This is a genomic window from Ciceribacter thiooxidans, from assembly GCF_014126615.1.
Classification (GTDB): Bacteria; Pseudomonadota; Alphaproteobacteria; order Rhizobiales; family Rhizobiaceae; genus Allorhizobium; species Allorhizobium thiooxidans.
The window spans coordinates 663,003-677,032 of the sequence record NZ_CP059897.1; the positions used below are offsets into that span (position 1 = coordinate 663,003).

The window sequence follows — 14,030 nt, forward strand, 5'->3', positions numbered from 1 at the left end:
GTCTTGCGTATTGGCGTCAGGCGATCTACATTATTTCGCGAATTTATCTACATGGAGTAGCCCATGCCGATCAACGTCAACAATCCGGAAGCGGATGCGCTCACGCGCAAGTTCGCGCGTATGGCCGGCGTCAGCATTACCGATGCAATCGTCCTCGCCATGAAGGAGGCAATCGAACGCCGTCGTAACGCAGAGACCCCGCTGCAGACCGCCGCCCGGATACGCGAACAACATGGCGTCAAGCTCGGCGCTGCGGCCAGGCGGCCGCTACCACGTGAAGCCTTTGACGAAATGTGGGAAAGTTGATGTTCGTGGACGCCTGCGCCATCATCGCGCTTCTCTCCGACGAGCCGGAAGCACAACGTGTTTCCGATGCGATCGCGTCGGCGAAGGCCTCCTTCACCTCCCCAATTGTCGTGCTCGAGGCCGTGCTCGGTCTTGCACGCCCCGATAAGTTTGGCCTGACCGTCGCGGAGGTGGAACCGATCGTCATCGAGTTCCTCGAAGAGCGCGGGATCGAAATTCGCGGTCTTCCGCCTGCGGACGCGACGACCCGGATGGCTCTTTCCGCCGCCCATCGTTACCGGGCGGGCCGCCGGGGCCTCAATCTCGGCGACTGCCTGCATTATGCATGCGCCCGATACTACGATGTACCCATTCTTGCCACGGCAGACGAGTTCAGACATACAGATATTGACACCGTACCCTGATACAGCCAGCCATCACGGCTGGTTTCGGGTGAAGGTGCAGGAGGCTCAGGAAGACTCCCCGCAGACACCGTGACGAACGCACGCAATGCGGTCCTGATGCCACGGTTCACATGCCCGCAGCGGTGATCGCGCCGGCGACATGTCTGCCTATTGTATTCCCTCATACTCGCTCTACAATTACGTGTATGAGCGCCCATCGCAACAGGTAGAGCTATGCTCAGTCTACTCCGCATATTGGAGAACATGCAGCAAGGCGTGATGCTCCTGGATGCAGATCTACAGGTTGTGGCATTCAACGGCCGGGCAGGCGAGTTGCTGCAGGCGCCCAAGGATGGCATCGAAGTTGGTCTCAGCGCGACGAGATTGGCCGACCAGATCCCAGTTCTCGCCATCACGCCGAAGTCGGGCACAGCGCGCGAGAGCTGGGTTACGCATGTGCAAACGCGTTCCACCACGCTCCGCCGCGAGATCTCCATAGGCAGCAGAGTGATCTTGCTTACCACCGCTCCAATCGAAGAGGGCGGGTGGCTGGTGACTTGTGACGACATTTCTGCACTGGCCACGATCAGGAGGGATTTGGCCGACCAAAACAGCCGTTTTGACGCTGCCCTTGCAAATATGCCGCATGGGTTATGCATGTTCGATGCGGAAACGAAGCTCCTGCTGTGTAACGCTGCCTACGCACGTTTGTACGACCTGCCAGACTCGCTCACTCGGCCTGGAACACCCCTCGGCCAAATCCTCGATTATCGCCGAACAGCCGGAAATGAACCTGCGCAGCGGGAGGCGTATTTTGACGTCGTCGTCGAGGCTGCAATAAAGGGCTCTGCCGCCAGCCAATGCGTGAACCTGGTCGATGGTCGGGTAATCAAGATTACGCACAACCCAATAGAAAACGGCGGCTACGTCGCGACCCACGAAGATGTCACCGAGTCCGTGCGAGCCGAGGAACAAATAAGGCATATGGCGAGTCACGATCCGCTGACTGGCTTACCTAATCGGGCCCTTCTGCGAGAGAAGCTTGACCGGGAACTCATCCTCAGCCGCGCTGGAAAACGCTGCGCGGTTCTCTGCCTCGATCTCGATCACTTCAAGGATGTCAACGACACCATGGGACACGGCGCCGGCGATCAGCTGCTCAAGACGGTCACAGACCGCCTGAGGAGCCATCTGACCGACCACGACACGATTGCACGGCTTGGGGGAGACGAGTTCATAGTGGTCCGAGAAAATGTTCAGGACGTTGAACTTGTCTCAGACCTTGCGCAGAGGTTGGTCGAGTCCGTCGGCGAGACCTTCAGCATTGATGGGCAAGCTGTTCATGTTGGCGCAAGCATCGGGATTGCTATTGCACCTGAAGACGGCGACACACCCGATGGTGTCCTCAGAAACGCTGATACGGCTCTTTACAAAGCGAAAACGAGCGGCCGAAGCACCTTTTGTTTTTTTGAAGCCGAGATGGACGCGGGGATCCAGAAGAGACGCAGACTTGAAATCGATCTTCGCCAGGCCATCGCAGGCGATGAGTTCGAAATTTTCTATCAGCCCCAGGTGAATACCGAAACCGAAAACGTTGTCGGGTTCGAGGCACTCGTGCGCTGGCATCACCCCGACAGGGGCTTGGTCTCTCCCGCGGAGTTCATTCCCCTAGCGGAGGAAACCGGTCTGATCGTGCCCCTGGGAGAATGGGTCTTGCGGCAGGCATGCAAAGACGCAGCAACCTGGCCGAAGAATATAAAAGTCGCGGTCAATCTTTCCCCGCTACAGTTTAGAAGCCCGTTGCTCATCCACACCGTAGTCTCCGCCCTTGGCGATTCCGGTCTGACGCCATGCCAGCTTGAATTGGAAATCACCGAATCTGTGCTTCTGACTGACAGTGAATCCGCCTTGGCGACCCTGCACCACATCAAGGGGCTCGGCGTGCAGATCGCAATGGACGACTTCGGGACCGGATACTCCTCCTTGAGTTATCTAAGGCTCTTCCCCTTCGACAAGATCAAAATCGATCAATCGTTCATCAGGGAGCTCGGAACTTCGAAGGATTGTGCCGCCATCGTAAAAGCAGTGGTCGATCTCGGATACAGTCTGGGCATAACAACGACAGCGGAAGGCGTCGAGACACCCGAACAGCTCGACCGAGTGAGGCGGCATGGGTGTACCGAAATCCAGGGGTATCTGTTTGGAAAGCCTCTTCCGGTCAGCCACGTTCCCGAGGTCTTGGCGAAAGGTCAAGCAGCAGTTCCCAGCGTGCAAGATTAGTCAACTTGAGCGGGGCGGTCTGCATAACGTCGTTCAAGATGTCACCAGAGGCGCAGCTCACCGAACACATTGTCGGGTTTGCCAAACCGGCATCCGGCGAGTGGATCTAAACAATCGGCTGATGGCCGAAAAGGCCGCTTGCCGCGGGCTCTTTGCTTCCTCGCCCGTCTAGCGGGTACTCGACGGCTGCCTTGTCATTGGACGGATGAAAAGTCGGTCGGCGATAATAGACTGCTCGCTATCCTCTCCACGATTGGACCGTTCGCTTCGCTGGCCGACCTGACTGCCAGCCACTCATCATCGGTGACGAAAGAAGACCACTTTGCCTCGCGTTCCGCCAAACTTTCCCATCTTAGGAAGTAGGTAAGTTGATTGCTGTCCGGTCCGATCGCGGTGGTCCAGAACCCGGCGGGCTCGATGCCAAGACGCTTCCATATCCCCAGTGTGTGCTCCCGGAAACGCGCAAGCAAATCCGGCAGGCGACCTGGGATGGCTGAATATACTCTTTGTTCGTAGATCATGTACGCCTCTCAAGCGTGACGAAGTTCACCTGAAGATGTTCCAGAAAACCGTCGCCTTAGCAACCTTCGTCCATTACGAGATCGGAGGTTCATCGGCATGCTCCGCCGGTCTGCATAAACGACGCAGATGAGCATCGCCGTTCCGCGAGCGTGGTTCGCTCAGACACCTGGAGCGCATTGCCTATGGTTGGTTAAGCTCGGAAATCGACGCACTAAGGCCGTGGAGCTACACGGCCACAATGGTCTGGACTTGCCGTTTACGCTCCCAGGTTGCCTGCCGTTCGTCGACGCCGGCTTGGTCGCCGCGACACTGACCTTTGCAGTACTGTCTTCGTCTTCTGCTCTGGGCGTGCGGTTGCGCGGCTGGTGATGTCGATGACTCTACAGGGCATCCTCGTGAGGAGCCCGGTCTGCGCCACGTACTCAGACGAGACGGTTTCTCGCCCGCCGTTTCGTCACTGCAGTCCGACCCGGACCTCACCAGACGACGTCCCGTAATCAGAACTCCTCCCAGTCCGCCGCGCTTGCTGCGGCTGCGGCCGTTCCGCCGCCGAACGCTGACGCAACCTTGCGCGTGAGGTTTCGAACCGGAGATTGTGTCGCAACCATGGCCTTGTGCGTCCCCCGCGGCGCGTCGCTGGCGACAGGCTCATCGATCTTGAACTGGGCGATCAGAGCATTGAGCGCAGCCGCTTCGCGGGCCAGACTGTGGGTCGATGCCGTTGTCTGCTCCACCATGGCAGCGTTCTGTTGCGTGCCCTGATCCATGGTGTTGATCGCAACATTGATCTCCTGGACACTGACGGATTGCTCGCGACACGCCTCCACGATTTCATGGACGAGTTTGTTGACCCGCTTGACCTCTTCGACGCTCGCCGCAAGGGACTTGCCGGTGTTGCCGACGAGGGATACGCCCTGCTGGACCTGTTCACCCGATGTCAGGATCAGTCCCTTGATCTCCTTGGCGGCCTGGGCCGAACGTTGGGCGAGCTCGCGAACTTCCTGCGCGACCACCGCAAAGCCCTTGCCGGCCTCGCCGGCCCGAGCTGCTTCGACGCCTGCATTGAGCGCCAGGAGATTTGTCTGGAAAGCTATCTCGTCTATCACGCCGATGATGTTGCTAATCTCGCTCGATGACTGTTCGATGTGCTTCATCGCCGCGACGGCGGCTCCGACAACCTCTCCAGCTTCTTCCACACCCTTGCGGGTACGATCAACGAGCTGGCCCGCCTCTTCGGCCCTCTTGGCAGTGTCCTTGACCGTCGCGGTGATTTCTTCCAGCGCCGCTGCCGTCTCTTCGAGAGAAGACGCCTGTTGCTCGGTCCTGCGTGAAAGATCATCGGCTGCGGACCGGATCTCATTTGCGCCGCCGTCGATGGCGTAGGCGTTGATCTGCACGTCACGCAACGCCGTTTGCAGCTTCATGACAGAATTGTTGAAATCGTAGCGAAGCCCGTCCAGGTTCGCGACGAACGACCGTTCGATGCGGTAGGACATATCGCCATCTGCAAGCCGGCCCAGCCCTTCGGCGAGCGACTCCACGACGAACTGGATGTCTTGGTTTTCTTGTGCCTTCTGTGCTTCGCGAGCAAGGCGTTCGACCTCGGATGCCGAGCGGTTGGCTTCAGCTTCCTGCTCCATTGTTGCCTTTGCGATCGCATTCTCGCGGAAGACGGAGACCGTTGCAGCCATCTTGCCGATTTCGTCAGAACGATCTGTGCCAGGGATGTCGGCGGCCGTGTCGCCGTCAGCCAACCGGCGCATCGCGTCGGTCATGCTGTTTACTGGTGATGCGATGCTGCGTGCGACGAGCCACATGCCGGCGATGCCCGCAAGGGCAATGACGAGAGAGACGACGATCTGCATCTTCGTGTCATTGCTGTTGCGCTCGATCAATTCCGCATCGAGGTGGTGCGCCTGCGCCATGGCGACGTCCTTCGGCACCTTGATCATGACTGACCATGGCGTCTTTGTGCGGCCGATCACGATCGGAGCGAAAGCTCGAAAGAAGTCAGCGTCGACCACCACATCTGTCTGGCCGGCCTGAATAGTCTGGAGATATCCTGAAAGTCCAGGTTCGGCCTGGTCAAAGTTGCTGCCGATCGTCTCGGGCCGTTCGCTCGATGCCACGACAAGACCCTTGTAACTGACAATCTCGACCGAGGCCTTGCCATCATAGATAGATTTGTTCACCTGTTCGGCTAGCTTCTGTACAAAAGCAAGGTCGAAGTCGGCACCTGCGACGCCCCGAAACGTGCCGTTGACCATGATCGGGACCGACATGGTAGCCAAGTAGACATTCTTGCCTTGAACCACGTAGGGCAACGGATCGAGGATGCTCTCACCGTTGCCGTTTTGCGGTCCAATGTACCAACCACCTTTCATGACGCCATTGGGATGGAGGTCGTGACTGTCATATTCGACGAGCGGCTGAATGGCGATCTTGCCGGCGGCGTCCCGCGTCCAGTACGGCAAGAATCGGCCGGTAGCGTCTGAGCCCATGTCGCGCCGGTCGCGGAATGCCGTGTCCTGGCCGTCGAGCATGTTCGGCTCCCACGCGCTATAAGTGCCGTTGAAGCCCGGGTTTTCCTTCAGGACGTTGAGCAAAATAGCGTTCAGTTGGGTCCGCCGCGCTGCAGTCGGCGTCGCAGTCTCACCCTCCTCGGACGCGAGCACTTCGAATGTACGAGCCATATCGCGAGCCGCATCGAAGGCGCCTTCGAGCGCGGAGCGGACAACGCCGGCTTGCGTCGCTGCCAAGGTCTTGAGACTGTCGCGCGTCAATTGATCAGTTAGAGCGCGTGTCTCTTCACTGACGAAGGAGCGGCTGTTGCCCCCCGAGACGACGCTGAAGCCGACCACTGCGCCGGTGGCAGCGAGAACGCAAATCCCCGAGAGGGCCGCGATTTTTGTTTGTATAGATCGAAACTGCATGTCCTGTATCCCATTTTCGGACCGTAGCCAGCATTAGGCCGGAATGAGATTCAGCAAGCCGCCGCAATGGTTAACCGGTCCTAACTGGGACTTCTTCCTCCCGAGGAGGTGTTTCAAAAATGAAACAATCGGAAGCGGATTCGACAAACGTCCCCTACCTCGGAGGGCGCTCTACCGGCTGGTGGGGATTGAGACTTCTCGTCAACACGCCTTCTAACAGGGACGCTTCGCTTGTCCCGATGGGACGAGGCTGCCTACGTGGTCCTTACCGGCAAAACATTGTCGCCGCATCGTCGTGCCGGAAATCTTCTATGGTGCTCAGGACCATGTCAGGCATGCGCTCACACGTGTGCCCGCGCAATAGAGTTCCGGCAGTCCGAGGGTTCTCATAAGATCGGCAGTGCCGAAACAGACTGACAAGACGACTGGCAGTTCGCTTCAGCGAACTGCCTTGATCCCTTCGAGAATCAGCGTCGTCGCCACGTCGGCATAGTCTTCCCGCGTGATGCGTCCGCCGTCCCGAAACCACATGTAGACCCAGTTCATCATGCCGAACAGCGACATGGTGACGGGCATCAGCAGCGGTCTCTCCTTGCTGTCGAGTTCGGGGTTGATGTCGCGGAGCAGGTTGGAGAAGCGGCGGACGATCCGACGCTCGATCTCGGTAATCCCGGCCTTCTGCTCGTCGGAGAGGGCGGAGGTCGCGTTGAGCTGTACCTTGTGCTGATTGTCGGCGCCACGGTAGTTTTCGAGCACCACACCGACCAACCGGCGCAACCGCTTTTCTGCCTGCTCGTCCGGGGCGTCGGCCGCCTGGATCGCTTGGTCGAGTTCTTCAAGATGGGTGACGATGATCGCGTAGATCAGCGCGTCCTTGCTCGGATAGTAGTGATAGAGCAGAGCCTTGGAGACGCCCGAATGGGTCGCGATCTGGGACATGGAGGCCTTCTCCATGCCTTGTTCGGCAAATACGGCGGCGGCATGGTCCAGAATGCCGCGACGCTTTTCCTCAAAGTCGTTTGCCCGGGTGCGAGCCATGATTTCGCTTTCCTGCTTGCAGAGCGCCTGCAAAAGGGGGGCACTTATGCCCCCGCCTCATTACAACAATTGTCCTTGAACTGTCACGGGTAGCCGCTCAGCCCTTCGGTCGGTTGTCCACTACGCGCTTGGCCTTGCCCTCCGAACGGACGATGGAAGTGGGGTCTCGGACCTCGATCCTGGTGCTGATGCCCACCACGCTCTTGATGTGATGCGCCAGTTCCTTGGCCGACTGTGCACGGGCCGCCGCATCGGTGTGATCGGCCGCGCACTCGACGTGTACCGTCATATTGTCCATCCGCCCGACTCGGGTCAGCTCGATCTGGAAGTGCGGCGCGAGCCCGCCGCATTTCAGGATCTGCTCCTCGATCTGGGTGGGGAAGACGTTGACGCCGCGCAGGATGATCATGTCATCGCTGCGCCCGGTGATCTTCTCGATACGTCGCATCGAGCGCGCCGTGCCAGGCAGCAAGCGTGTGAGATCGCGGGTGCGGTAACGCACCATCGGCAGGCCTTCCTTGGTCAGCGTCGTGAACACCAGTTCGCCGAGCTCTCCGTCGGGCAGCACTTCGCCTGTCATCGGATCGATGATCTCCGGATAGAAGTGATCCTCCCAGACATGCAGGCCGTCCTTGGTCTCCACACATTCGTTGGCGACACCCGGCCCCATCACCTCGGAAAGGCCATAGATGTCGACCGCATGCATATTGAAGGCCTGTTCGATTTCCGAGCGCATGGCGTTCGTCCAAGGCTCGGCGCCGAAGATGCCGACTTCGATCGAGCTTTCCCGCGGGTCGATACCCTGGCGGCGGAACTCGTCGAGGATGGACAGCATGTAGGAGGGTGTCACCATGATGACGCGCGGCTTGAAGTCGTTCATCAAGGTGACCTGGCGCTCGGTCATGCCGCCCGAGATCGGCACGACGGTGCAGCCGAGCCGTTCGGCGCCGTAATGCGCGCCGAGACCACCGGTGAACAGGCCATAGCCATAGGCGACATGCACGATGTCGCCGGGGCGACCGCCGGATGCCCGGATCGAGCGCGCAACCACGTCGGCCCAGACGTCGATGTCGTGCTTGGTGTAGCCGACGACCGTCGGCTTGCCGGTGGTGCCGGACGATCCGTGGATGCGCACCAGTTTTTCGCGCGGCACGGCGAACATGCCGAACGGATAGGTGTCGCGCAGGTCGGTCTTGGTGGTGAAGGGGAACTTCGACAGGTCCGACAGGGTCTTCAGGTCTTCCGGGTGCACGCCGTGCTCGTCAAAACGCGTCCGATAGAAGGGCGAGTTCTCGTAGGCGTGTTTGAGCGAGCGCTTCATCCGGTGAAACTGGAGCGCCGAGATTTCGTCCCGCGAGGCGATTTCGATCGGATCCAGATCCTGGGGACGGCTTACAAAGTCGAGCATGATTTCCTCCCTGGAATGCGGTGGTTCAGGCGGGATCGGGCAGGTGTGTGCCCTTCACCGTCCGCGACAGGCCGCGAAACTCGGCGACGAGGTCGCCACTCTGATTTGAAATGCGAATATCGTAGATCCCGGACCGGCCCTTTCGCGATACTTCTCGGGCTTCGGCGGTCAGCCGGTCACCAATCCTACCGGGGCTGACATAGGTGATCGTGCAGTTTTGCGCGACGGTCACCTGATTGTAGCCGTTGCAGGCGAAAGCAAAGGCGCTGTCGGCGAGGGTGAAGATGTAACCGCCATGACAATTGCCGTGGCCGTTGGACATGGTCTCGGTGATATCCATCGACAGTGTCGCCTCGCCCGGCGCGATGTGCTCGATGCGCATGCCGAGGTGCTGTGACGCAGTGTCGAGCTTCCACATTGCCTCGGCGCAGGCGTCCGACATTTGTTGCGCGGTCATCGTCATCGGCCCGAAAACTCCGGCTTGCGTTTTTCAAGGAAGGCGGTGACGCCTTCGGCATAGTCGGCCGTGCGACCGGCTTCGCGCTGGCAGTCGCGCTCCATGTCGAGCTGCTGGTCGAGGCTGTTGGTGGCCGCCGCCTGGATGAGCCGCTTGGTGAGGCCGAGCCCGCGGGTCGCGCCCTCGGCGAGCGACCGGGCGAGCGTTTCGGCTTCCGTCATCAGCTGGTCGTCATCGACCGCCTTCCAGATCAGGCCCCAGTCGGCGGCACGCTCGGCCATCAGCGGCTCGGCAGTCATAGCGAGCGCCTTGGCGCGCGGTTCGCCGAGAATGCGTGCAAGGCTCCAGCTGCCGCCGGCATCGGGGATGAGCCCGATCTTGGAAAAGGCCTGGATGAATTTCGCCGAGCGGGCGGCAAGCACGATATCGCAGGCAAATGCGATGTTGGCACCGGCCCCTGCCGCGACCCCGTTGACCGCACAGACGACCGGCTTCTCCAGCGAACGGATCAATCGCAGTGTCGGATTGTAGAAGGTTTCAAGCGTATGCCCGAGATCAGGAGCAGGCCCGCCCTTGCGCGGGTCGCGATCGCCGAGATCCTGGCCGGCGGAAAACCCACGACCGGCGCCGGTCAGCAGGACCGCGCGGACAAGATCGTCATCGTGAGCGCGCTGCAATGCTGCGCGCAAGGCGATGTGCATTTCTTCGTTGAACGAATTGAGTTTTTCCGGGCGGTTCAGCGTCAACCGCAGAACGCCGCCATCCATCGCCACCAGAACAGTGTCGGATTGGTGCATCGCTGTCTCCCTTGCCCCACTCCACATCCGGGGCTGTAAAAACCTCTTGCATAAACCGACCGGACGGTCAATTATAAACGACAGCAGAGGAGAATTTTGTCATGTCCGACCTGTTCGACCGTCATCGTGATCTCTTGGAAACTGCCGTCAAGGCTCTGTCCGAGCGCGGTTTCTGGTCACCCTTTCCGGAAGTTCCGAGCGGCAAGATCTACGGTGAGACCGCCAAGGACGACGGTGAAGCGACCTTCCGGTCGCTCGTCGGCGCCCGGTTTGACCTGCCGGGCCACCCGGAGAGCAAGCGCCTCGGTTCCGAGAAATCGCCCTGGGGCCTCGATCTCAACGTGCTTTACCCGGCAAGCGACGTGACGACGCTCGTCGCCGCCTCGAAAGCAGCCGGAGAGGTCTGGGCGGATGCATCGCCGGAGACACGGGTCGGCATCTGCCTCGAAATCCTGACGCGCCTCAATCATATCAGCTTCGCGATGGCCAACGCCGTCATGCACACGACCGGCCAGGCCTTTCCCATGGCCTTCCAGGCCGGTGGCCCGCATGCACAGGACCGTGGTCTCGAGGCGGTTGCCACCGCTTGGGCGGAGATGACCCGCACGCCGGGCCAGGCCACTTGGGAAAAGCCGCAGGGCAAGGCCCCGGCGATCATTCTCGAAAAGAACTGGCAGGTCGTGCCGCGGGGTATCGCGCTCGCGATCGGTTGCCAGACCTTCCCGACCTGGAACAGCTATCCCGGCATCTTTGCCAGCCTCGCCACCGGCAATACGGTCATCGTCAAGCCGCATCCCGGCGCGATCCTGCCGCTTGCGCTGACCGTGAAGGTGGCGCGTGAGGTGCTGGTCGAAGCCGGTTTCCCGGCGGATGTCGTTCTCTTGGCCGTCGATGAAGCGGGCGTGGAGATCACGAAGAACCTCGTCACTCACACGGACATCGCCATCATCGATTACACCGGCTCCAGCGCGTTCGGAGAATGGGTGCGCGACAATGCCGGTTCTGCCCAGGTGTTTACCGAGGAGGCAGGTGTCAATTCGATCGTGATTGCCGCGACCGACGACTTCGCCGGTATGTGCGCCAACATCGCCTTCTCGATCTCGCTCTATTCGGGTCAGATGTGCACCGCGCCGCAGGACATCTTCGTTCCGCGCGAAGGCATCGAGACCAACGAAGGCCACAAGAGCTTCGACGACGTCGCGGCCGCAATCGCCGCTGCCGTCGACGTGCTTCTGAGCGATTCGGCGCGCGCTTCGGGCGTTTGCGGGGCCATCGCCAATCCCGCGACGCTGGCGCGGGTCGATGAGGCACGGGGCCTCGGTCGTGTCATCCGCGAGTCCGCGCCACTTTCCGATGGCCGCAGCGCAACGCCGCTGATCGTCGCGGTCGATGCGGGCGAGACGAAGGCGCATGAGGAAGAATGCTTCGGCCCGATCGCCTTCATCGTCGCCTCGGACAGCGCAGAGGCGGCGATCGACCTGGCCGCTGGCCTCGCCCGCAGCAAGGGCGCAATCACGGCCGCGCTCTACGACACCGACGAAGCGCGCATCGCTTACGCGGTGAAGACCTTTGCCCGCGCCGGCGTCAACCTGTCGATCAATCTCACGGGTAACATCTTCGTCAACCAGTCGGCTGCGTTTTCCGACTTTCACGTCACCGGTGCCAATCCAGCTGGAAATGCCAGCCTGACCGACACCGCCTTCGTCGCCAACCGGTTCCGGCTGGCGATGTGGCGCCGCCCCAAGGCGGCGTAACGCCTTTTCTTTCAATGTTCTCAGGGAGGAGAAATAAAATGAAGACGACGACAGCACTCGTCACACTCATGGCGATGGGTTTTGCAACCGCGGCTGAGGCCGAGATCAGGATCGGCGCCACCGTATCGGCGACCGGCCCCGCTTCGTTCCTCGGCGACCCCGAGGCCAAGACGCTGGAAATGCTGGTCGAGGAGATCAATGCGAAGGGCGGGGTCAACGGCGAACAGCTCAAGCTCGTTCTCTACGACGATGGCGGCGATCCAAACAAGGCGCGCACCTTCGCAACCCGCCTCGTCGAGGACGACGAGGTGGTGGCCATCATAGGCGGCACGACGACCGGCACGACGATGTCGATCATTCCGGTCGCCGAGGATGCCGAGGTGCCGTTCATCTCGCTCGCCGGTGCCATCGAGATCATCGATCCGGTCAAGCACTGGGTCTTCAAGACCCCGCACACGGATCGCATGGCCTGCCAGAAGATCTTCGAAGACATGAAGAAGAACGCGATCAGCAAGATCGGCGTCATTTCCGGCACCGACGGCTTCGGTGCCTCGATGCACAAGCAGTGTATCGCCGTTGCCGGCGACTACGGCATCGAAATCGCAGCCGACGAGACCTACGGTCCACAGGATGCCGACATGACGCCGCAGCTCACCAACATCAAGGGAACGGCCGGTGTCCAGGCCGTGCTGAATGCCGGTTTCGGCCAGGGTCCGTCGATCGTCACCCGCAATTATTCCCAGCTTGCCGTCGGCGTGCCGCTCTATCAGTCGCATGGCGTCGCCTCCGACGGCTTCATCGAGCTCGCCGGCGCAAAGGCCGCGGAAGGCGTTCGCCTTCCGGGCACCGCGCTGCTGGTTGCCGGCATCCTCGCCGACGGCGATTCCCAGAAGGCCGTGGTGACGGAGTACAAGGCAGCCTACGAGAAGAAGACCGGCTCCGCCGTCTCGACCTTCGGCGGCTATGCCCATGACGCCCTGCGCATCCTCGTCGATGCCATCGGACGTGCCGGTTCGGCAGAGCCAGAAGCGATCCGCGACGCGATCGAAGGCACGTCCGGCCTCGTCGGAACCACCGGTGTCGTGACGATGTCGGCGGACAATCACCTCGGCCTCGATCTCTCGGCATTCCGCATGCTGGAAATCAAGGACGGTGGCTGGACCATCATCGAATAGGCACCCGAACCGTCCCCTCGCGGGGACAAGGGCATTGATGCGGAGCCTGCGAACGATCTGCAGGCTCCGCTTCGTAGAAAAGCGGCCACAACGGGGTCTTCGATGCCAGAACTGATGCAGTTTCTCCTTTCCGGCGTGACGGTCGGTGCGGTCTATGCGCTCGTGGCGCTGGGCTTCACCATTATCTACAACGCCTCCGATGTCGTGAATTTCGCCCAGGGCGAATTCGTGATGCTGGGCGGCATGATCACGGTCTTCGCCTTTGAAGCGGGCCTGCCGCTGCCGTTGGCAGCGCTGATTGCGATTGCCGCGACCGCAGCGGTCGGTGTCGCCCTCAACAAGCTCGCCATCGAACCCGCACGCGGCGCCCCCGTGGTGTCGCTGATCATCATCACCATCGGCGCGTCGATCTTCATTCGAGGCGTGACGCAGCTCGTCTTCGACAAGCAGCTCCATCGCTTCCCGGCCTTCACCGGCGACGAGCCGATCAGGATTCTCGCCGCGACGATCCTGCCGCAGAGCCTGTGGGTCATCGCCGGCGCCGTCCTGGTGTTCATCGCGCTCTGGCTCTTCTTCACCCGGACGCTGACCGGAAAGGCGGTGCTCGCCACCTCCAACAATCGTGTCGCAGCCCAGCTCGTCGGCATCAACACCAACTGGGTCATGACGCTGTCCTTCGCACTCTCGGCCGCCATCGGCGCGCTCGCGGGTGTGCTCGTCACTCCGATTACGCTGACGAGCTATGATCTTGGCATTGCGCTTGCCCTCAAGGGCTTCGCCGCGGCCATGCTCGGCGGGATGGGCAACCCGAAGGGTGCTCTGGTCGGCGGCCTGCTGCTCGGCCTCCTAGAAGCGCTGACCGCCGGCTTCATCAGTTCCCAATACAAGGACGCGGTCGCCTTCGTGGTCATTCTCGCGGTCCTCTTCGCCATGCCGCAAGGCCTCTTCGGGCGTAATGCGGTCAACAGGGTATGACG

The 14,030-nt window shown here is 60.8% G+C and carries 12 protein-coding genes; 6 read left to right on the plus strand and 6 right to left on the minus strand.

Annotation, left to right across the window (positions count from 1 at the left end; all coding sequences use genetic code 11):
- The first annotated feature begins 63 nt into the window (after positions 1-63).
- From H4I97_RS21060 to H4I97_RS21070, 3 genes are all read left to right on the plus strand, one after another.
- Entirely contained in the window at positions 64-306 is a 243-nt protein-coding gene (locus tag H4I97_RS21060) for a type II toxin-antitoxin system VapB family antitoxin (RefSeq protein WP_182308949.1), read from the plus strand.
- The gene (locus tag H4I97_RS21065) at positions 306-710 is read left to right on the plus strand and encodes a type II toxin-antitoxin system VapC family toxin (protein ID WP_182308950.1); all 405 of its coding nucleotides are present in this window, start codon (positions 306-308) and stop codon (positions 708-710) included. The genes H4I97_RS21060 and H4I97_RS21065 overlap by 1 nt, the downstream gene beginning before the upstream one ends.
- A gap of 213 nt (positions 711-923) precedes the next feature.
- A complete protein-coding gene (locus H4I97_RS21070) occupies positions 924-2,969 on the plus strand; it encodes a putative bifunctional diguanylate cyclase/phosphodiesterase (RefSeq protein WP_182308951.1) in 2,046 nt (681 codons plus the stop codon).
- A 194-nt stretch (positions 2,970-3,163) separates the two neighbouring features.
- Here the strand turns inward: H4I97_RS21070 and H4I97_RS21075 are convergent, their stop codons facing one another.
- From H4I97_RS21075 to paaG, 6 genes are all read right to left on the minus strand, one after another.
- On the minus strand, positions 3,164-3,490 hold the full coding sequence (locus H4I97_RS21075) for an NIPSNAP family protein (protein ID WP_182308952.1): 327 nt from the start codon (positions 3,488-3,490) through the stop codon (positions 3,164-3,166).
- Between the two features lie 498 nt (positions 3,491-3,988).
- Positions 3,989-6,424, minus strand: coding sequence for a methyl-accepting chemotaxis protein (locus tag H4I97_RS24815; protein WP_182308953.1), 2,436 nt, complete (start codon positions 6,422-6,424; stop codon positions 3,989-3,991).
- Between the two features lie 438 nt (positions 6,425-6,862).
- Complete coding sequence (locus tag H4I97_RS21085; protein WP_182308954.1) at positions 6,863-7,462, minus strand: TetR/AcrR family transcriptional regulator; 600 nt, start codon at positions 7,460-7,462, stop codon at positions 6,863-6,865.
- A 97-nt stretch (positions 7,463-7,559) separates the two neighbouring features.
- On the minus strand, positions 7,560-8,870 hold the full coding sequence (paaK, locus tag H4I97_RS21090) for a phenylacetate--CoA ligase PaaK (protein WP_182308955.1): 1,311 nt from the start codon (positions 8,868-8,870) through the stop codon (positions 7,560-7,562).
- Positions 8,871-8,895: 25 nt separating this feature from the next.
- Positions 8,896-9,333 (minus strand): hydroxyphenylacetyl-CoA thioesterase PaaI, encoded by a 438-nt coding sequence (gene paaI / locus H4I97_RS21095; protein ID WP_378144286.1) that lies wholly within the window; start codon positions 9,331-9,333, stop codon positions 8,896-8,898.
- Positions 9,330-10,124: a 2-(1,2-epoxy-1,2-dihydrophenyl)acetyl-CoA isomerase PaaG gene (gene paaG, locus H4I97_RS21100; RefSeq protein ID WP_182308956.1), complete on the minus strand. Its 795-nt coding sequence runs from the start codon at positions 10,122-10,124 to the stop codon at positions 9,330-9,332. The genes paaI and paaG overlap by 4 nt, the downstream gene beginning before the upstream one ends.
- A gap of 101 nt (positions 10,125-10,225) precedes the next feature.
- On the opposite strand from paaG, the gene paaN reads away from it, so the two are divergent.
- From paaN to H4I97_RS21115, 3 genes are all read left to right on the plus strand, one after another.
- Positions 10,226-11,878, plus strand: coding sequence for a phenylacetic acid degradation protein PaaN (gene paaN, locus H4I97_RS21105; RefSeq protein ID WP_182308957.1), 1,653 nt, complete (start codon positions 10,226-10,228; stop codon positions 11,876-11,878).
- A gap of 38 nt (positions 11,879-11,916) precedes the next feature.
- Positions 11,917-13,053, plus strand: a complete 1,137-nt coding sequence (locus H4I97_RS21110; RefSeq protein WP_182308958.1) for an ABC transporter substrate-binding protein — start codon at positions 11,917-11,919, stop codon at positions 13,051-13,053.
- A gap of 102 nt (positions 13,054-13,155) precedes the next feature.
- Entirely contained in the window at positions 13,156-14,028 is an 873-nt protein-coding gene (locus H4I97_RS21115; RefSeq protein ID WP_182308959.1) for a branched-chain amino acid ABC transporter permease, read from the plus strand.
- Positions 14,029-14,030: the final 2 nt, after the last annotated feature.